This is a genomic window from Pseudomonas sp. P1_C12 (genome assembly GCF_056406435.1).
This window is the reverse complement of the sequence record NZ_JBFUAE010000028.1, coordinates 24,465-41,569: the sequence shown is the minus strand read 5'-3', so window position 1 is coordinate 41,569 and position 17,105 is coordinate 24,465. Positions and strand designations below refer to the sequence as shown.

Below are 17,105 nucleotides of genomic sequence, written 5' to 3'. Positions count from 1 at the left end.
GCGAATGGACGCGCCTTGACTCCAGTCCTGCCGACCATGCCTGCGTAACCAGTTCAGTACGGTCGTTTTACCCTGAATGCCATAGCGCTCTTGAGCCTCTTTATAACTCAACTCGCCTTTTTCGACCTGATCGACGACCGACAATTTAAAGGTCAGCGTGTAATCACGCTGACTGCGCCTTTCTCCCGTATTCATTACTCCCTCCTGAGAATGGGTCAGAAGGTGTAAACCTTATTCAGGACGGGACACAGATATAAAAAAGGGGCGCATTGAATGCGCCCCTTTTTTCGTTGCAGCAGTCGATCAGAACGCCGGCACCACTGCGCCTTTGTACTTCTCGAGAATGAAAGCCTTCACTTCCGGGCTGTGCATGGCAGCCACCAGTTTCTTCATCGCTTCGCTGTCCTTGTCGTCCGGACGAGCCACCAGAATGTTCACGTAAGGCGAGTCGCTGCCTTCGATGAACAGCGCGTCCTTGGACGGATCGAGCTTGGCTTCCAGCGCGTAGTTGGTGTTGATCAGCGCCAGGTCGACCTGGGTCAGCACGCGCGGGATAGTCGCGGCTTCCAGTTCGCGGATTTTCAGGTCCTTGGTGTTCTCGGTGATGTCCTTGACGGTCGACAGGATGTTGTTCGAATCCTTCAACTTGATCAGGCCGGCCTTGGCCATCAGCAACAGCGCACGGCCGCCGTTGGTCGCATCGTTCGGGATCACCACGTTGGCGCCGCCAGGCAGTTCAGCAATGGTCTTGTACTTGCTGGAGTAAGCACCCAGAGGTTCCAGGTGCACGCCCGCCACCGACACCAGGTGGGTGCCCTTGGCCTTGTTGAACTCATCCAGGTACGGCTGGTGCTGGAAGAAGTTGGCGTCCAGGCGCTTTTCCGCGACCTGCACGTTCGGCTGGATGTAGTCGGTGAATACCTTGACCTTCAGGTCCACGCCTTCTTTGGCCAGGGCCGGCTTCACGAATTCGAGGATCTCGGCGTGCGGAACCGGAGTAGCCGCGACGGTCAGGGTGTCGGCCGCGTGGGCCGAGAATGCGGCAACAGCAGCGAAGGCGACGAGTAGTTTTTTCATTCAGCTAACTCCTTGTGGGTGCCCGCTTGCGGCGCCGGTTTCCGGCGCCTGCCAGCGAATGGCCGGCTCATGTCTTATTTACGGGAGAAATGCACAACCAGTTTGTCGCCGACGGTTTGCAGCACCTGGACCAGTACCAGCAGCAACACCACCGTCACGACCATCACATCGGTCTGGAAACGCTGGTATCCGAAGCGAATCGCCAGGTCACCCAGACCACCGGCACCCACGACACCGGCCATAGCCGTGTAGGACACCAGTGTAATTGCTGTCACCGTAATCGCCGCGAAGATGCCCGGACGAGCCTCCGGCAGCAACGCGTTGGTGATGATCTGTCGGGTGGTCGCGCCCATGGCCTGGGTCGCTTCGATGATGCCGCGATCCACTTCACGCAGGGCGGTTTCCACCAGGCGGGCGAAGAACGGCGTGGCACCCACCACCAGCGGCGGAATCGCACCGGCGACACCCAGGGACGTGCCGGTGATCAACACGGTGAACGGGATCATCACAATCAACAGGATGATGAACGGCAGCGAACGCAGGATGTTCACCACCAGCGACAACAACGCGTAGACGCCTTTGGCTTCCAGCAACTGGCGCGGGCTGCACAGGAACAGCAGCACTCCCAGGGGCAAGCCGAGCAGCACGGTGAACAGCAGCGAACCGCCGAGCATCAGCAGGGTGTCGCCGGTGGCCAGCCAGATTTCGAACCAGTCGATATTGGCGAAGAAACTTGTCAGGGCTTCCATTAGCGCAGCACCTCCATGTGGACGTCGGCTGCGGTGAAGCGGGCAAAGGCCGCTTCCATGTCACCGCCGGTCACGGCCAGGGTCAGTTGCCCGTAAGGGATGTCTTTGATGCGGTCGATACGACCGGCCAGGATGCTGTAGTCCACACCGGTTTCCCGGGCGACAGTGCCCAGCAGAGGCGCGTAGGTCGCTTCGCCCTGGAAGGTTAGGCGCAGGATGCGCCCCGGTACGTGAGCGAAGTCGTCACGCTGCTCGCTTTCGTCGATCTGCTCGTCTTCCTGCACGAAACGCTTGGTGGTCGGGTGCTTCGGATGCAGGAATACCTCGGCCACCGAGCCTTGCTCGACGATCACGCCGGCGTCCATCACGGCTACCTGGTCGCAAACCCGACGGATCACGTCCATCTCGTGGGTGATCAACACAATGGTCAGTTTCAGCTCGCGATTGATCTCGGCCAGCAACTGCAACACCGATGCGGTGGTTTGCGGGTCAAGGGCGCTGGTGGCTTCATCGCACAGCAGGATTTTTGGCTTGGTCGCCAGGGCGCGGGCAATGCCGACACGCTGCTTTTGTCCGCCGGACAATTGCGCCGGGTACTTTTTCGCGTGGTCGGACAAACCGACCCGCGCCAGCAGCTCGGCCACGCGCGAGTCGATCTCGCTGCGCGACAGCTCGCCGGCCAGGGTCAGTGGCAGCGCGACGTTGTCGGCGACAGTCTTGGAGGCCAGCAGGTTGAAGTGCTGGAAAATCATCCCGACCTGCTGACGGAAGCGGCGCAGGCCATTGGCGTCGAGCGCGGTGACTTCTTCACCGTCGACGGTGATCTTGCCGCCACTGGCGTTTTCCAGGCGATTGATCAGACGCAGCAGGGTACTTTTTCCTGCACCGGAATGACCGATCAAGCCGAAAACCTGCCCGTTCTCAATCGTCAGACTGGTCGGATGCAGAGCGGGGATTTCCTTACCGGCGATGCGGTAGGTTTTATGGACGTTTTGAAACTCGATCACGTAGCGAACCTTGTGGGGCGCGTTAGAAAAGGATCAGCGGTTAGCCGGGCGCGCATTTTAGCCTGTCCGTATAGAGGTTCTTAGCATTTATTTCGCATTTGTCCTGTCATTTGGAAATAACGCGATCAAAGGTCAGAAAAAAGGAACGGCTGAAGAGGCTCACTCCAGCGATTGGTCGGCATCGGGTTTGGGAGAGGTATGCGAAGGCCAAGGCGATTTCGGCCTGAGCATTTTTATTGCCAGAAAGGATGCCTTCGCGGGCTTGCCCGCGAAGCTTTTCAGGGTTTCCGAGGGCTAAGAACCATCTGCGCCGGAACATTGCGCAAAATCTGCCGCTCAAGCTTCAGATCAAACTCAGGATCGAGCTTCTTCACCCGTTTGGTCAGCAAGTTAGCCAGCCAAGGGTAATCATTGGTGCGTGGAGCCTGAATGCTCACGTCGCACTGAAAATTCACCACATCAGCGGCAATGGCATCCAGTTGGCGACGCAGTTTGCCCATATCGTTGATATTCAGCACGATCGTGGTGCTTTCAGCCGTCAGGTCGATAACCTTGGCTTTTGGCTTGGCTTCGGCAGCCTTGAGGGCGGCTTCGGCTTTTTCCAGCTCGGCCTTGCGCGCCTGGGCAATCGAGCCGTTGACTCCGCCGGTCAGTGCCGGAGCCTTGGGCATCAACGCGCGGGCACGGCTCAGGGCGGTCGCGGCGGCATCCACATCACCCTTTTGCAGCACGATCTGGCTGCGGCGCAGGTAGGCTTCGGCCAGTTGCCGCTGGTATTGCTCAAGGGAAACATCGTTGGGCGATTCGGCCTGCAAGGCTGCCAATTGGTCCTCGGCGGTGGCCAGTTCATCGCTGGCGATGTTTTGCTCCAGCTGCACGATGGCCGTGGCCCGTGCATCGGCGGCCTTGGTGGCTTCCGATGGCGTGCTTTGGCAGGCGCCCAGCAGCAAAGAAAATGCGACAAGGAGCAGATAACGGGAGGCGAACGACTTCATTCCTGCGACTCTCTATTTGCGCAAAAAACGAGCAAGTCTACACCCCTCGACGGGGCAGAACAAAACTCAGCAGAAACAGTGCGGCGGCTGCCACCACAATCGATGGGCCAGCGGGGGTGTCCTTGAACCAGGACAGTGCCAGCCCGCCACACACGGCGAGTATGCCCAGCAGGCTCGCGCCCAGTGCCATCTGCTCTGGCGAGCGGGCGTGACGTTGTGCCGCAGCCGCCGGGATGATCAGCAATGAAGTGATCAGCAACACGCCGACGATTTTCATCGCCACGGCAATTACTACGGCGATCAACAGCATCAGGGCCAGGCGCAATCCAGCCACCGGCAGGCCTTCGACCCGGGCCAGTTCTTCATGCACCGTGATCGCCAGCAATGGGCGCCACAACGCAACCAGCAAGACCAGTACCGCAGCACTACCGCCAAGAATCCAGGCCAGATCGGTCGGACTGATCGCCAGCAGGTCGCCGAACAGATAGGCCATCAGGTCGATCCGCACTTCGTGCATGAAGCTTAGTACCACCAGGCCCAGAGAGAGCGTGCTGGGTGCGAGAATTCCCAAAAGTGTGTCGGATGCCAGCGGCTGGCGTTGTTGCAATGTCACCAGCAACACTGCCAACAGCAAGCAGCCGACGGTGACGGCAACGGTCGGGCTGACATCCAGCAGGAAGCCCAGGGCCACACCGAGCAATGCCGCGTGGGACAGGGTGTCGCCAAAATAGGCCATGCGCCGCCAGACCACGAAAGACCCCAGCGGGCCTGCAACGACGGCCAGGGCCAGGCCTGCAAGCAGGGCGTAGAGCAGAAAATCAGCCATGCTTGCAGCTATCTCCGTGAACATGGGGTTTACCCGACGCGGGCGCCTTGACCACCGAGCCATGCAAGTCGTGGGCGTGGTCGTGGTGGTGGTGATAAATCGCCAGGCTTTGTGCGTTTTTTCCGAACAGCTCGACGAAAGCCGGATCGCCGCTGACCTGCTCGGGATGGCCGGAACAGCAGACGTGGCGATTAAGGCAAACCACCTGGTCCGTGGTGCTCATCACCAGATGCAAATCGTGGGAGACCATCAGCACGCCGCAACCGTGACGGTCGCGCAGGCGGGTGATCAGGCTGTACAACTCAGCCTGGCCGGCCACATCGACACCCTGCACCGGCTCGTCGAGCACCAGCAGTTCCGGCTCGCGCAACAAGGCCCGGGCCAGCAACACGCGCTGCATTTCGCCACCGGAAACGCTTTGCACCGGGCTGTCGATCACCTGTTCGGCACCGACTTCCTTGAGTGCCGCCAAGGCCATCGCACGGTCCACGCCCGGCACCAGGCGCAAGAATCGCAGGACCGATAGCGGGAGGGTTGGATCGACGTGAAGTTTTTGCGGCATGTAACCGACCCGCAGTTTCGGCTTGCGCCATACGCTGCCGCTGTCCGGTTTCAACAGGCCGAGCACGGCACGCACCAGTGTGGTCTTGCCGGCGCCGTTGGGGCCGATCAGGGTAACGATCTGCCCCGGTTCGACGCTCAGCTCGATGTTGTCCAGCACCGGTTGCCCGGCGAACGTGACGGCAACCTGCTCAAGACGGATCAGCGCGTTGCTCATCAAGCCCCCTGGCAACCCGAGCAGAGACCGACCACTTCAACGGTCTGGCCTTCGACGATAAACCCGACATCCCTGGCGCTGGCGATGATCGCGTCGCTGATGGATTTTTGTTCGAGCTCGATGGCGGCGTGGCACCCACGGCAGATCAGGAACTGACCCTGGTGAGCATGTTCCGGGTGATTGCAGCCGATGAAGGCGTTGAGCGAGGAGATCCGATGGACCAGGCCGTTTTCCAGCAGGAAATCCAGCGCGCGGTACACCGTCGGCGGCGCGGCACGGCGACCGTCTTGCTCGCTGAGGACCGCGAGAATGTCGTAGGCACCCAGCGGCTTGTGGCTTTGCCACACCAGTTCCAGCACTCGCCGGCGCAACGCGGTCAGGCGCAGGCCTTGACGTGCGCACAGGGCATCGGCCTCGGACAAAGCGCTGTGAACGCAATGTGAGTGGTCGTGGGGACGGCTGGCGATCGGTGTTTTTAGCATGGGCGGCGACGAGTTTTGTGAGAGACGTTATTATGTTACCCGTTCTCGCCTCTTCGAGTGGTCATCGTGTCCCGACTTTTTTCTATCTTTGTCGCATTTACCGCAAGTTTTCTGCTGATCGGTTCGGCGCAGGCCGAGGTCAAGGTCCTTACCAGCATCAAGCCTCTGCAATTGATCGCCGCGGCGGTGCAGGACGGTGTGGCGATTCCCGAGGTCTTGCTGCCACCTGGAGCATCGCCGCATAACTATGCGTTGCGCCCTTCCGACGTGCGCAAGGTGCAATCGGTGGACCTGCTGTACTGGATCGGCCCGGACATGGAAGGTTTCCTGCCACGCGTGCTCAATGGTCGTACGCTGCCCAGCGTCGCCGTGCAAGATTTGGCAGGCATGAAACTGCGCCGCTTCGCCGAAGATAGCCACTCCCACGCCGAAGAAGTCGACGAACACGACCACGATCACCGCCCGGGCAGCCTGGATGCGCACCTGTGGCTGTCGCCGGTTAACGCCCGGGTCATCGCTACGAAAATGGCGGCCGACCTGAGTGCCACCGATCCTGACAATGCTGCGCGCTATCAGAGCAATCTGAAAGCCTTCGACGAGCGCCTTGATGCACTGGATGCGCGCCTGAAGAAACGCCTGGCCGATGTTCAGGGCAAACCTTACTTCGTGTTCCACGAAGCTTTCGACTACTTCGAGGACGCCTACGGCCTCAAGCACGTGGGTGTGTTCAGCGTCGCGGCCGAAGTGCAACCCGGTGCCCAGCATGTCGCGGCGATGCGCGCGCGATTGCAGGAAGTCGGCAAGACCTGCGTGTTCAGCGAACCGCCTCTGCGGCCGCGCCTGGCGGAAACCCTGGTGACGGGTTTGCCGGTGAAACTGGCTGAACTGGATGCGCTGGGCGGGTATACGCCGGCGACTGCTCAGGGGTATGAGCAGCTTTTGGAGAAGCTGGGGAATGATTTGGCAGGGTGTCTGGAGTCGTTATAAACCCATAAAAAGATCGCAGCCTTCGGCAGCTCCTACCTCGGTCCGTAGGAGCTGCCGAAGGCTGCGATCTTTTGCTTTAAAGGGCGAAAGGCAACGGCGTATTGACCGTCTGCCGCTGCGCCAGCCGCAGCTGGAACTCCATCGGATCGTGAATCAACACATCCTGTCCGGCGAACGACTCCGCGGCGATCAAGCGTGACAACCAGAACCGTACGCAAGCCACCCGCAGCATGGTCGGCCACAACTCGGCTTCGGCAGCGGTGAACGGTCGCAGGGCTGCATAAGCGCCCAGCAAGGCCCGCGCTCGCGGTCCATCGATCACGCCATCGTCGTCGGAGCACCAGTCGTTCAAGGCAATCGCCACGTCGTAGAGCATCGGCCCGGAGCAGGCGTTGTAGAAATCGATCAGCCCGGTCAGGTGCGTGCCTTCGAACATCGCGTTATCGCGGAACAGGTCGGCGTGAATGTTCGCCCGCGGCAGTGCCAGGATTTTTTCTTTCTGCCGGGTGATTTCTTCCAGCGCCCGTTGCAGCAGGTCTTTCTGCTCGGCACCGAGATGCGACAGGAACTGCGTGCCCTCTTCCAGCATCCAGTCCAGGCCGCGATCGGTTTTGCGCTTGATCATATTGGCCTGGGTCGCCAGGTGCAGATGGCCGAGCAACTCACCGACCTGTGTGCAATGTTGCGCGTTGGCTTGCTTGATGTGCTTGCCGGCCAGGCGCGGTTGCAGCAACGCAGGCTTGCCCGCCAGTTCGCGCAAGGCCACGCCGTCTGTGGTGCGCAGGGCGTAAGGTACCGGCAGGTCGGCGCCGTGCAGCACGTCGAGCAGTTCGATGAAGAACGGCATTTCCTGAACCGGACCGCGCTCGATCAGGGTCAGGACAAATTCGCCCTGCTCCAGGCTGATAAAGAAATTGGTGTTTTCGCTACCGGCGGCAATCCCCTGGAAATCAAGCAGGCGGCCGAGGCCATAAGGGGCGAGAAAAGCTTCCAGCTCGGGCCGAGCCAGGGGGGTGAACACAGACATGTTTAAACTGCCAGTACGGGCGCCGCTCGTGAGCCAGCGCCAATTGAAATTAGGAAACTATTTCCACTCAAAGATCTTCCACGCCGGAATCAGCATATCCGGGTAATCCGAGCGGATGTAGTTTGCATCTGTACCGTCCGCACGCACCAGAAAGTATGGCTTTCCGCCCTTGGGCGTGACTTTGATCGCATACAGGAAGCCGTTTTGGCGGTACTCCTGAATGAGCTTGTCCCCTTCCGTGCGGATCGTGACTTCCGGCTCGGGTGTCGGCGCATCGTCCGCTGCCATGACGGCCAGTGGTGTGATTGCAAACAAGCCAGCCAGCAACAGGCGATTTAGTGTGCGCATGATAACCTTGTCCCTTTGTCGTCAACGGTCCCGCTATTCTAGCGCCGGACCCGCCGAAAAGGTTGATCCTGCTCATGAGCCAAGCCCCCCTCGTCCTGGTGGACGGTTCTTCTTACCTGTACCGCGCCTTTCACGCGCTGCCACCGCTGACCACGTCCAAAGGCCTGCCGACCGGCGCGGTCAAGGGCGTGTTGAACATGCTCAAGAGCCTGCGCAAGCAATATCCGAATAGTCCGTTCGCCGTGGTGTTCGACGCCAAGGGTGGGACTTTTCGCGATGAGATGTTCGCCGAATACAAGGCCAACCGTCCGAGCATGCCTGACGACATGCGCGTGCAGATCGAGCCGCTGCACCAGAGCGTGATCGCCCTGGGCTTCCCGCTGCTGTGCGTAGAGGGCGTCGAGGCAGATGACGTGATCGGCACCCTGGCCCGCAGCAGCGCGGCGGCGGATCGTCCGGTGATCATCTCCACCGGTGACAAGGACATGGCGCAACTGGTCGACGGTCACATTACCTTGGTCAACACCATGACCGGTAGCAGCATGGACGTGGAGGGCGTGAAGGAGAAATTCGGCGTCGCTCCGGAGCAGATCATCGATTATCTGGCGCTCATGGGCGATTCGTCCGACAACATTCCGGGCGTTCCGGGCATCGGTCCGAAGACGGCTTCGGGCCTGCTGGTTGGTGTGAACGGCGGCCTGACCGAACTCTATGCGCAACTCGACATCGTGCCGACCCTGCCGATTCGCGGCGCCAAGACCCTGCCGGCCAAGCTCGAAGAGCACAAGGAGATGGCCTTCCTCTCCTATCAACTGGCGACCATCAAGGTCGACGTGCCGCTGGACGTTGGGCTCGACGACTTGCAAATGGGTCCTGAAGATCCGGCCAAACTCTACGAGCTGTACACCCTGCTGGAATTCAAGAGCTGGCTGAGCGACCTTGATCGCGACGCCAAACGCCTGGAACTGAGTGCTGCCGCCGAGCCTGCACCGGCCGCGGATCTGTTCAGCGAACCAGAGGCCGAAGCACCGGTCGCCGCTGCTGAAGCCGCCTATGAAACCATCCTCGATCAGGCGCGGTTCGATGCCTGGCTGGAAAAACTGAAAAACGCCAAACTGTTTGCCTTCGACACCGAAACCACCGGCATCGATGCGCAGCAGGCACGACTGGTGGGCCTGTCATTCGCGGTTCAGGCCAACGAAGCGGCCTACATCCCGTTGACCCATTCCTACATCGGCGTGCCGCAACAGCTGGACCGCGACACTGTTCTGCGTGCGCTCAAGCCGATTCTGGAGGACCCGAACAAACTCAAGGTCGGCCAGCACGCCAAGTTCGACATGAACATCCTGGCCAACTGCGCCATCGGTGGCGATCAGGACAATGGCATTACCGTGCGGGGCATCGCCTTCGACACCATGCTTGAGTCCTACGTGCTCAACTCCACGGCCACCCGTCATGACATGGACAGCCTGGCGCAGAAGTATCTGGACCACACCACGGTAAGTTTCCAGGACATCGCCGGTAAAGGCGTGAAGCAGCTGACGTTCGATCAGATCGCCCTGGAGCAGGCCGGGCCTTACGCCGCCGAAGATGCGGATATCACCTTGCGTCTGCACCAGACCCTGTTCGAAAAGCTCTCGGCCATTCCGAGCCTGGCCAGCGTGCTGACCGATATCGAAATCCCGTTGGTGCCGGTGCTGGCGCGAATCGAGCGTCAGGGCGCATTCGTCGATGCCGCCTTGCTGGGCGTGCAAAGCATCGAGCTGGGCGACAAGATGGTGGCGCTGGAGCGTGAAGCCTTCGAGATTGCTGGCGAGGAGTTCAACCTCGGTTCGCCCAAGCAACTGGGCGTGATCCTTTACGAGAAGCTCGGCCTGCCGGTATTGAAGAAAACCGCCAAGGGCCAGCCCTCCACCGCCGAAGAAGTGCTGGCCAAACTGGCAGAAGACGACTATCGATTGCCGAAAGTGCTCATGGAATACCGCTCCATGAGCAAGCTGAAAAGCACCTACACCGACCGTCTGCCGGAGCAGATCAACCCACGTACCGGACGGATCCATACCTCGTATCATCAGGCGGTGGCGTCCACCGGGCGGCTGTCCTCCAGCGACCCGAACCTGCAGAACATCCCGGTGCGCACCGCCGAAGGGCGTCGCATTCGCCAGGCCTTCGTGGCCCCGGCAGGTTACAAGCTGCTGGCGGCGGACTATTCGCAGATCGAACTGCGGATCATGGCGCACCTTTCCCGGGACGAAGGGCTGATGAACGCCTTCCGCCACAATCTGGACGTGCACACCGCGACCGCCGCCGAAGTGTTCAAGGTCGAACTGGCCGACGTGACCTCCAACCAGCGCCGCAGCGCCAAGGCGATCAACTTCGGCCTGATCTACGGCATGGGCGCGCAGAAGCTCGGCAAGGACATCGGCGTCGACACCAAGACCGCCAAGGCCTACATCGATACCTATTTCGCCCGATACCCCGGCGTTCGCCAGTACATGGACCGCACGCGTGCCCAGGCCGCCGAGCAAGGTTATGTCGAGACGTTCTTCGGCCGACGCCTGTACCTGCCGGACATCAACTCCAACAAGCCGCAAGAGCGCGCCGCCGCCGAACGCACGGCGATCAACGCGCCGATGCAAGGCACTGCGGCGGACATCATCAAGAAAGCCATGGTCGCGGTGGATAACTGGCTGACCGCGTCTGGCCTCGACGCCAAAGTCATTTTGCAGGTGCACGATGAACTGGTGCTTGAGGTGCGTGAAGACCTGATCGACCAGGTTCGCGATGAAATTCGCGTGCACATGAGCGAGGCCGCGAAACTGGATGTCCCGTTGCTGGTCGAAGTGGGTGTCGGAAATAACTGGGATGAGGCTCACTGAGCCTTCTTGTAGGAGCAAGCTCGCTCCTACAGAAAATTGTCGTGTTCTGCTGCGGCATAGTGCCGCGGCAGAAGGGCGTGAACCACTTAGTCCGGAAAATTATCAGAGTTATTCCAAAGCTATTTGAAAAAAATCTGAACTAATCTTGCGAACCACCACTCAGAGTTACTGAATGGCTGGTGAAGCCCTTCGATGCTCCTATGTTGTGTTAAGTGTTGGCAGATATCTGGACCCCGCCCTAGCGGTCTAGAGCTTGAACCCCGGAACTTCTCCCTCCCCATATGAAGCCCGGGGTTTTTTTTGCCTGCAGAAAACTGCCTGGGGCGCCCCAGGCAACCTTCGCTGCTTACTGGGCTTCTACTTCGGCACCCTTGTCCGCCAGTTCCATCCATCCAGCCAGTACGGTGTAGGCATCTTCCAGGCCCATGCGTTTCGGGGCCGAAAACAGCTGAATCGTCACGAGATCACCCCAGCCCTTGCGGATTTCCGCCTGAACCTTGAGCAGCGTGTTCTTGGCCGCGCCATAGGTCAGCTTGTCTGCTTTGGTCAGCAGAATGTGCATCGGCATGCCGGCAGCCACGGCCCAGTCGAGCATCAGCAGGTCGAAATCGGTCATCGGATGGCGGATGTCCATCATCAGGATCAGACCTTTCAAACTCTCGCGACCACCCAGATATGCCTCCAGGTGACGCTGCCAGTGTTGCTTGAGCGGGATCGGTACTTTTGCATAACCGTAGCCCGGCAGGTCGACCAGACGGCGTTCATCGTCTAGCTTGAAGAAGTTCAACAGCTGTGTGCGCCCCGGGGTTTTCGAGGTGCGCGCCAGGCTGGCATGGGTCAGGGTGTTCAAGGCACTCGACTTGCCGGCGTTGGAACGCCCGGCGAAGGCGACTTCGAAGCCCTCGTCATCCGGACATTGGTCGACTTTGGCGGCGCTGAGCATGAAGGTGGACTGTTGGCACAGACCGAGGATGGGATTCTTGAGTTGCATGGGATTTCCGATGTGGGCGGCGCCAGGAATGGGTGCGGCAAGCAGTGTCGCTTCCGTTTCAGTGACGCCAGTATATAATGCCGCAGATTTTGTGTGCGCTTTGTCCCAGCGTAGGATGAAGTTCACGAGAGCGACAAACCTTGATTGCGCACTAGAACGCAGCTCGCTCTCAACCCTGAAAAGGTCGTTTTATGACGAAATGGCTGCTAGCTGCCGGTGTCTTGATGCCGCTTTACAGCGCTCAGGCTACACAGGATCCGGAAGCTGTGTACAACCGTGTTTGTGGTGCCTGTCATTCCGGCCAACTCCCCATGGCGCCGAAAAAAGGCGATCAGGAAGCTTGGACGCCGAGGTTGGCGAAAGGTATGGAGACGCTGGTGCAACACGTGACCCAGGGTTTCAAGGCGATGCCGCCGCGTGGTTTGTGCATGGACTGCAGTGCCGAGGATTACCAAGCCACCATCCTTTGGATGAGCGAGTAAGCCCGGTCCATAACTCTTAACCCTTAGCCGTAGTTGGATTAGCTGATGAAGAAATTGATCGTGAGTCTGCTGTTGACCGTGGGCATCTCCGGCATGGCCCATGCTGCAGGTGAGGCAGTACAACCGGGTGATGCAAAAGCCGGCCAGGCCAAAGCCGCCGTATGTGGCGCCTGCCACGGCCCGGATGGCAACAGCATGGCGCCAAATTTTCCAAAACTGGCGGGTCAGGGTGAACGCTACCTGACCAAGCAATTGCACGACATCAAGTCGGGCAAGCGCACCGTTCTGGAAATGACCGGTCTGCTGACCAACCTGAGCGATCAGGACCTGGCGGACATCGCCGCCTACTTCGCCAGCCAGAAAGGCAGCGTCGGCGCCGCCGATCCGAAAGTTGTCGCTCGCGGTGAAGCCCTGTTCCGTGGTGGTGACCTGGCCAAGGGGATGCCAGCCTGCACCGGGTGCCATTCGCCAAATGGCGCAGGTAACGCGGCTGCCGGTTTCCCGCACCTCGGCGGCCAGCACGCTCAATACATCGGCAAGCAGCTGACCGACTTCCGCAAGGAAGAAGGCGGCCGCAACAACGACGGCGATGCCAAAACCATGCAGACCATTGCCAAGAAGCTGAGCGACGAAGACATCGCTGCGGTGTCCAGCTACATTCAAGGCCTGCACTGAGGCCGGCGGATCGGGTGTTGAACAGGGTGCTTATCGCCTGCAACGTTAACGCTCGATTAATCCGTGACAGCAAGTATAAAAAGGGTGGCCTTGGCCGCCCTTTTTTGTGGCCGCTGCCGTTACACTACAGAACTCAAGCCCGTCAGGATCTGTCTGAAAACAGTCGCGCGAGGCGATAAAATTTGTCCAGGAGTGAAGCATGCGTAATCTGATCATCAGCGCCGTTTTTGCCGCTGCCAGCCTGTTCGGCATGACCGCCCAGGCTGCTGAAGCCCCCGCCGCACCTTATGTGGAACTGAGCAATCCGGTTCCGGTCGCTGTGCCTGGCAAGATCGAAGTGGTAGAGCTGTTCTGGTACGGCTGCCCGCATTGTTACGCCTTCGAGCCGGTGATCAATCCGTGGGTCGAGAAGCTGCCGACGGACGTGAATTTCGTACGCATTCCAGCCATGTTCGGTGGCCCGTGGGATGCTCACGGTCAGATGTTCCTGACCCTTGAAGCCATGGGGGTCGAGCACAACGTTCATGCCGCGGTGTTCAATGCGATTCAGAAAGAACACAAGAAACTGACCGACAAGGATGACATGGCCGACTTCCTCGCTACCCAAGGCGTGGACAAGGACAAGTTCCTCGCGACCTTCGACTCTTTCGCTATCAAAGGTCAGATCGTCAAGGCGCGTGAACTGGCCAAGAAGTATGAAATCACCGGCGTTCCAACCATGATCGTCAACGGCAAGTACCGGTTTGACGTGGGGTCTGCCGGCGGTGCTGAACAGGCCCTGCAACTGGCCGACAAACTGATCGACAAAGAGCGGGCGGCTAACAAGGCTGCCGCCAACTAAGGGCAGTCACTGCCATGCGCCGATGGGGTACTGAACGTGTCGTTGGCCGGCATGATCCGCGGGTCAACGAGCATCATCTGGAGTCCACGGGCCTGCCCGTAGACAGTCGTCTGCGCTTGCTCAGCTTCAATATCCAGGTCGGCATCAGTACCGAGCGTTATCGGCATTACCTGACCCGGGGCTGGCAGCATCTGCTGCCGCACACCGGACGTGCCGACAATCTGCAGAAAATCGGCAATCTGCTGGGCGATTTCGATCTGGTCGCCTTGCAGGAAGCCGATGGCGGCAGCCTGCGGTCAGGCTACGTCAATCAAGTCGAACACCTGGCCCAGCTCGGCGCCTTCCCCTACTGGTATCAACAACTCAATCGCAACCTTGGTCGCCTGGCCCAGCACAGCAATGGCGTGCTCAGTCGATTGCGTCCGTGGGCCATTGAAGATCATCCGTTGCCGGGGCCAAAAGGTCGCGGAGCCATTCTGGTACGGTTCGGCGAAGGCCCGGAAGCGCTGGTGGTGGTCATGATGCACCTGGCCTTGGGTGCCCGGGCGCGCAGCCTGCAACTGGCCTACATCCGCGATCTGATTGGCGATTACAAACACCAGGTACTGATGGGCGACATGAATACCCATGCCAGTGACCTGCTGCAAAACTCTGCGTTGCGCGATCTCGGCCTGCTTGCGCCACAACTGGAAGCGACGTTTCCCAGCTGGCGCCCGCAGCGCTGCCTGGACCATATCCTGCTGAGCCCGAGCCTGACCCTGGAAAAGGTCGAGGTGCTGGCACAGCCCATTTCCGATCACCTGCCGGTCGCGGTAGAGATTCGTCTGCCGGGTTCGCTCACGGCCGATGCATTGCCCGCGTTGAGTCCTGCCCTTCGCGGATCCCATGAATGAGCGACGAAACACAGCGCTGGAAAGAGAAATACCTCAAAAGCATTGAACAACAGGAAAAGCTCGAACGTCGCTGGGACGCGCGGCTCGACTTGCTGCGCCGTGGACTGGTGCGCAGCACCCTGGCGGCGGAAGGCACTGACCGCGCCGTTGACCAGTGCATGAAGGAAATGCGCGAGGTCGTGCGTACCGACGACATGGACGCCGGCCTGGCCGCGCTGATTCCACGCCTGGAAAAAGCCGTGCTCGACTCCGAGCAGCGTCGGGAAACCCGGATCAACCAGACCAGTGCCGCCCTGACTGCGCTGGTCACTCAACTGCAAACATTGCCGCTGCCACGGGATGTGAGCCGGCCACTCAAGAGTTTCGCCAAGCAACTGGAGGCGCGGGTCAGTCAGGCACGTGAGATACCGTTGTTGCTCAGCGAACTGAGTGGCTTGCAAGGCAAGGCCCTGAGCCAGCTGGAGACCCCGACGGAACCCGATCGGCCGGGCTTGCTGCAGCGGTTGTTCGGCGGTCGTGAAGCGCAGGAGACGGCGGCCTCAACGGCTACTTCTCCTGCGCTGGCTGCCCCTGTAGCCGAGAGCCCTGTGGCGATTATCGAGTCGGCCCCGGTCGTGATTGAGCCAGCAATCTGCGAGGTACCCGCTGTTGAGCGAGCTGAGGACGAGTCCGTGCCGACTGAGCCAGCCGTGGCTTTTGCACCTCCGGCTGCGGAGCCTCAACCATCCAGTGCAGCCTCGACAGAAATCGAATCGGCCGAGCAACCAGCTCCGGAAACCATTGCGACACCCCCTGAGCCGCAAGCGAACCCCGACGAGCTGACCGCGCAAGCATCGACGGATAGTGTGCCCGTACCTCCGATTCCGACGGAGGACGTGGTCGCCACCGATCAGGCGCCATCCGAACACGACATTCTCTACGCACTCCCGGACTCCCCCGAGCCCTCCTACAGTTCGGTGGCCAGTCACATCGAAGACACGCTGCTAGGGCTGCTCGACGACCTGACATTGCCCGAACATTATCGCCCGCAAGCCGAATCCATGCGCGATCGTCTGAAAAACGGTTTGAACTGGTACGAATTGCTGCCGATCCTCGACGACTTCGCCACGTTGATGCTGGCCATTACCGACAGCGGCCAGCATGAGTTCGAAGCCTATCTACAACGATTGAACGAGCGCCTCGAATCGTTCCAGAGCAACTTGCAGGCCGCCACCGCAGGGCACGCCGACAACCGTTCGGCTGCGCGGCAGATGGACACGCAGATCCGCGAACAGGTCGATGGCTTGCAAAGCAGCATGCAGGAAGCCGCGGACCTGGAAGATCTCAAGCACGTCCTGGAAAACCATCTCGAAGGCTTGCTGGGCACCATGGACCAGCACCAGAAACAGCGCGATGAGCGCGAGCAAGAGGTCGCTGCGCGCTTGCATAGCCTGGCCGAGCGGGTCGCCCATATGGAGCAGGAGGCCCAAGGTTACCGTGAGCACCTTGAAGAGCAGCGTCAGAAGGCATTGGTCGACCCGTTGACCGGTCTGCCCAACCGCGCGGCCTGGAGCGAGCGCCTGGACCATGAAGTCACACAATGGCAGCAACATGGCAACACGTTGCTGCTGGCCATGCTGGACCTCGATCATTTCAAGCGTATCAATGATAACTACGGGCACCTGGCCGGTGACAAAGTGCTGAAAATCATCGCCAGCGTGTTGCGCAAGCGTCTGCGCGGGACGGATTTCATTGCGCGGTTTGGCGGCGAAGAGTTTGTGCTGTTAATGCCATCCACGGTGCCGGCGGCGGGGCTGAAGTTGCTGGAAAGCTTGCGTGCCTCGATTGAGGCCTGTCCGTTCCACTTCAAGGGAGAGCCGGTGACCATCACCGTGTCTATCGGAATGACGGCGTTCAGGCAGGGTGAGCATGGCGATCAAGCGCTTAAAAGAGCCGACCAGGCGCTGTATCGCGCAAAAAATGCCGGGCGCAACCGCGTGGAGCCGGGCTGATCGTCAATTGTTCCATTTTGTTTGATTGCCGTCCGCCCGCCAGGCATTACGTTACACTGTTGCATTATTGTCTTATG

The 17,105-nt window shown here is 60.0% G+C and carries 17 protein-coding genes and 1 pseudogene; 7 read left to right on the top strand and 11 right to left on the bottom strand.

What is annotated here, in order from left to right; translation table 11 throughout:
* The 8 genes and pseudogenes from AC1D19_RS29080 to zur form a co-directional block, all read right to left on the bottom strand.
* A pseudogene (locus AC1D19_RS29080) lies at positions 1 to 195 on the bottom strand (IS3 family transposase); the annotation flags it as partial.
* A gap of 108 nt (positions 196 to 303) precedes the next feature.
* Entirely contained in the window at positions 304 to 1,077 is a 774-nt protein-coding gene (locus AC1D19_RS29075) for a MetQ/NlpA family ABC transporter substrate-binding protein (protein ID WP_477765413.1), read from the bottom strand.
* A 74-nt stretch (positions 1,078 to 1,151) separates the two neighbouring features.
* Positions 1,152 to 1,826 (bottom strand): methionine ABC transporter permease, encoded by a 675-nt coding sequence (locus AC1D19_RS29070; RefSeq protein ID WP_477753430.1) that lies wholly within the window; start codon positions 1,824 to 1,826, stop codon positions 1,152 to 1,154.
* Positions 1,826 to 2,833, bottom strand: a complete 1,008-nt coding sequence (locus tag AC1D19_RS29065; protein WP_477753429.1) for a methionine ABC transporter ATP-binding protein — start codon at positions 2,831 to 2,833, stop codon at positions 1,826 to 1,828. The genes AC1D19_RS29070 and AC1D19_RS29065 overlap by 1 nt, the downstream gene beginning before the upstream one ends.
* A gap of 278 nt (positions 2,834 to 3,111) precedes the next feature.
* The gene (locus AC1D19_RS29060; RefSeq protein ID WP_477765412.1) at positions 3,112 to 3,828 is read right to left on the bottom strand and encodes a PA5502 family lipoprotein; all 717 of its coding nucleotides are present in this window, start codon (positions 3,826 to 3,828) and stop codon (positions 3,112 to 3,114) included.
* A gap of 37 nt (positions 3,829 to 3,865) precedes the next feature.
* Positions 3,866 to 4,654 (bottom strand): zinc ABC transporter permease subunit ZnuB, encoded by a 789-nt coding sequence (gene znuB / locus AC1D19_RS29055; protein WP_477753427.1) that lies wholly within the window; start codon positions 4,652 to 4,654, stop codon positions 3,866 to 3,868.
* Positions 4,647 to 5,432, bottom strand: coding sequence for a zinc ABC transporter ATP-binding protein ZnuC (gene znuC / locus AC1D19_RS29050; RefSeq protein WP_116262474.1), 786 nt, complete (start codon positions 5,430 to 5,432; stop codon positions 4,647 to 4,649). Before znuC ends, znuB begins: the two co-directional genes overlap by 8 nt.
* A complete protein-coding gene (gene zur, locus AC1D19_RS29045; RefSeq protein ID WP_477765411.1) occupies positions 5,432 to 5,914 on the bottom strand; it encodes a zinc uptake transcriptional repressor Zur in 483 nt (160 codons plus the stop codon). The genes znuC and zur overlap by 1 nt, the downstream gene beginning before the upstream one ends.
* 66 nt (positions 5,915 to 5,980) lie before the next feature.
* Here zur and znuA point away from each other — a divergent pair, with 66 nt between their 5' ends.
* On the top strand, positions 5,981 to 6,901 hold the full coding sequence (gene znuA / locus AC1D19_RS29040; RefSeq protein WP_477765410.1) for a zinc ABC transporter substrate-binding protein ZnuA: 921 nt from the start codon (positions 5,981 to 5,983) through the stop codon (positions 6,899 to 6,901).
* A gap of 76 nt (positions 6,902 to 6,977) precedes the next feature.
* Here znuA and AC1D19_RS29035 read toward each other — a convergent pair whose 3' ends face one another.
* Positions 6,978 to 7,928, bottom strand: coding sequence for a homoserine kinase (locus tag AC1D19_RS29035; protein ID WP_477765409.1), 951 nt, complete (start codon positions 7,926 to 7,928; stop codon positions 6,978 to 6,980).
* Positions 7,929 to 7,985: 57 nt separating this feature from the next.
* Positions 7,986 to 8,276, bottom strand: coding sequence for a DUF2782 domain-containing protein (locus AC1D19_RS29030; protein WP_116262477.1), 291 nt, complete (start codon positions 8,274 to 8,276; stop codon positions 7,986 to 7,988).
* Between the two features lie 74 nt (positions 8,277 to 8,350).
* Here AC1D19_RS29030 and polA point away from each other — a divergent pair, with 74 nt between their 5' ends.
* The gene (gene polA / locus AC1D19_RS29025) at positions 8,351 to 11,155 is read left to right on the top strand and encodes a DNA polymerase I (RefSeq protein ID WP_477765408.1); all 2,805 of its coding nucleotides are present in this window, start codon (positions 8,351 to 8,353) and stop codon (positions 11,153 to 11,155) included.
* 346 nt (positions 11,156 to 11,501) lie between these two features.
* Here the strand turns inward: polA and yihA are convergent, their stop codons facing one another.
* Positions 11,502 to 12,146 carry a ribosome biogenesis GTP-binding protein YihA/YsxC gene (yihA, locus tag AC1D19_RS29020; RefSeq protein ID WP_008002192.1) on the bottom strand — a complete coding sequence of 215 codons (645 nt, stop codon included), beginning with the start codon at positions 12,144 to 12,146 and terminating at the stop codon, positions 11,502 to 11,504.
* 191 nt (positions 12,147 to 12,337) lie between these two features.
* Between yihA and AC1D19_RS29015 the strand changes: the two genes are divergently transcribed.
* The 5 genes from AC1D19_RS29015 (at position 12,338) to AC1D19_RS28995 (ending at position 17,028) form a co-directional block, all read left to right on the top strand.
* Positions 12,338 to 12,628 (top strand): c-type cytochrome, encoded by a 291-nt coding sequence (locus tag AC1D19_RS29015; RefSeq protein ID WP_223455051.1) that lies wholly within the window; start codon positions 12,338 to 12,340, stop codon positions 12,626 to 12,628.
* Between the two features lie 45 nt (positions 12,629 to 12,673).
* On the top strand, positions 12,674 to 13,303 hold the full coding sequence (locus AC1D19_RS29010) for a c-type cytochrome (RefSeq protein ID WP_477754123.1): 630 nt from the start codon (positions 12,674 to 12,676) through the stop codon (positions 13,301 to 13,303).
* Positions 13,304 to 13,502: 199 nt separating this feature from the next.
* Positions 13,503 to 14,144, top strand: a complete 642-nt coding sequence (locus AC1D19_RS29005; RefSeq protein ID WP_108218734.1) for a thiol:disulfide interchange protein DsbA/DsbL — start codon at positions 13,503 to 13,505, stop codon at positions 14,142 to 14,144.
* A 14-nt stretch (positions 14,145 to 14,158) separates the two neighbouring features.
* Complete coding sequence (locus tag AC1D19_RS29000; protein WP_218431436.1) at positions 14,159 to 15,037, top strand: endonuclease/exonuclease/phosphatase family protein; 879 nt, start codon at positions 14,159 to 14,161, stop codon at positions 15,035 to 15,037.
* Entirely contained in the window at positions 15,034 to 17,028 is a 1,995-nt protein-coding gene (locus AC1D19_RS28995) for a GGDEF domain-containing protein (RefSeq protein WP_477765407.1), read from the top strand. The genes AC1D19_RS29000 and AC1D19_RS28995 overlap by 4 nt, the downstream gene beginning before the upstream one ends.
* The last annotated feature ends 77 nt before the right edge of the window (positions 17,029 to 17,105 follow it).

Excerpts from the sequence above, each read along its gene's own strand:
- AC1D19_RS29075 (WP_477765413.1), bottom strand. The coding sequence starts at position 1,077 with ATGAAAAAACTACTCGTCGCCTTCGCTGCTGTTGCCGCATTCTCGGCC.
- zur (WP_477765411.1), bottom strand. The coding sequence starts at position 5,914 with ATGCTAAAAACACCGATCGCCAGCCGTCCCCACGACCACTCACATTGC.
- AC1D19_RS28995 (WP_477765407.1), top strand. The coding sequence starts at position 15,034 with ATGAGCGACGAAACACAGCGCTGGAAAGAGAAATACCTCAAAAGCATT.
- AC1D19_RS29035 (WP_477765409.1), bottom strand. The coding sequence starts at position 7,928 with ATGTCTGTGTTCACCCCCCTGGCTCGGCCCGAGCTGGAAGCTTTTCTC.
- yihA (WP_008002192.1), bottom strand. The coding sequence starts at position 12,146 with ATGCAACTCAAGAATCCCATCCTCGGTCTGTGCCAACAGTCCACCTTC.
- AC1D19_RS29030 (WP_116262477.1), bottom strand. The coding sequence starts at position 8,276 with ATGCGCACACTAAATCGCCTGTTGCTGGCTGGCTTGTTTGCAATCACA.
- polA (WP_477765408.1), top strand. The coding sequence starts at position 8,351 with ATGAGCCAAGCCCCCCTCGTCCTGGTGGACGGTTCTTCTTACCTGTAC.
- AC1D19_RS29010 (WP_477754123.1), top strand. The coding sequence starts at position 12,674 with ATGAAGAAATTGATCGTGAGTCTGCTGTTGACCGTGGGCATCTCCGGC.
- AC1D19_RS29015 (WP_223455051.1), top strand. The coding sequence starts at position 12,338 with ATGACGAAATGGCTGCTAGCTGCCGGTGTCTTGATGCCGCTTTACAGC.
- znuB (WP_477753427.1), bottom strand. The coding sequence starts at position 4,654 with ATGGCTGATTTTCTGCTCTACGCCCTGCTTGCAGGCCTGGCCCTGGCC.
- AC1D19_RS29060 (WP_477765412.1), bottom strand. The coding sequence starts at position 3,828 with ATGAAGTCGTTCGCCTCCCGTTATCTGCTCCTTGTCGCATTTTCTTTG.
- AC1D19_RS29070 (WP_477753430.1), bottom strand. The coding sequence starts at position 1,826 with ATGGAAGCCCTGACAAGTTTCTTCGCCAATATCGACTGGTTCGAAATC.
- AC1D19_RS29000 (WP_218431436.1), top strand. The coding sequence starts at position 14,159 with ATGCGCCGATGGGGTACTGAACGTGTCGTTGGCCGGCATGATCCGCGG.
- znuC (WP_116262474.1), bottom strand. The coding sequence starts at position 5,432 with ATGAGCAACGCGCTGATCCGTCTTGAGCAGGTTGCCGTCACGTTCGCC.
- AC1D19_RS29005 (WP_108218734.1), top strand. The coding sequence starts at position 13,503 with ATGCGTAATCTGATCATCAGCGCCGTTTTTGCCGCTGCCAGCCTGTTC.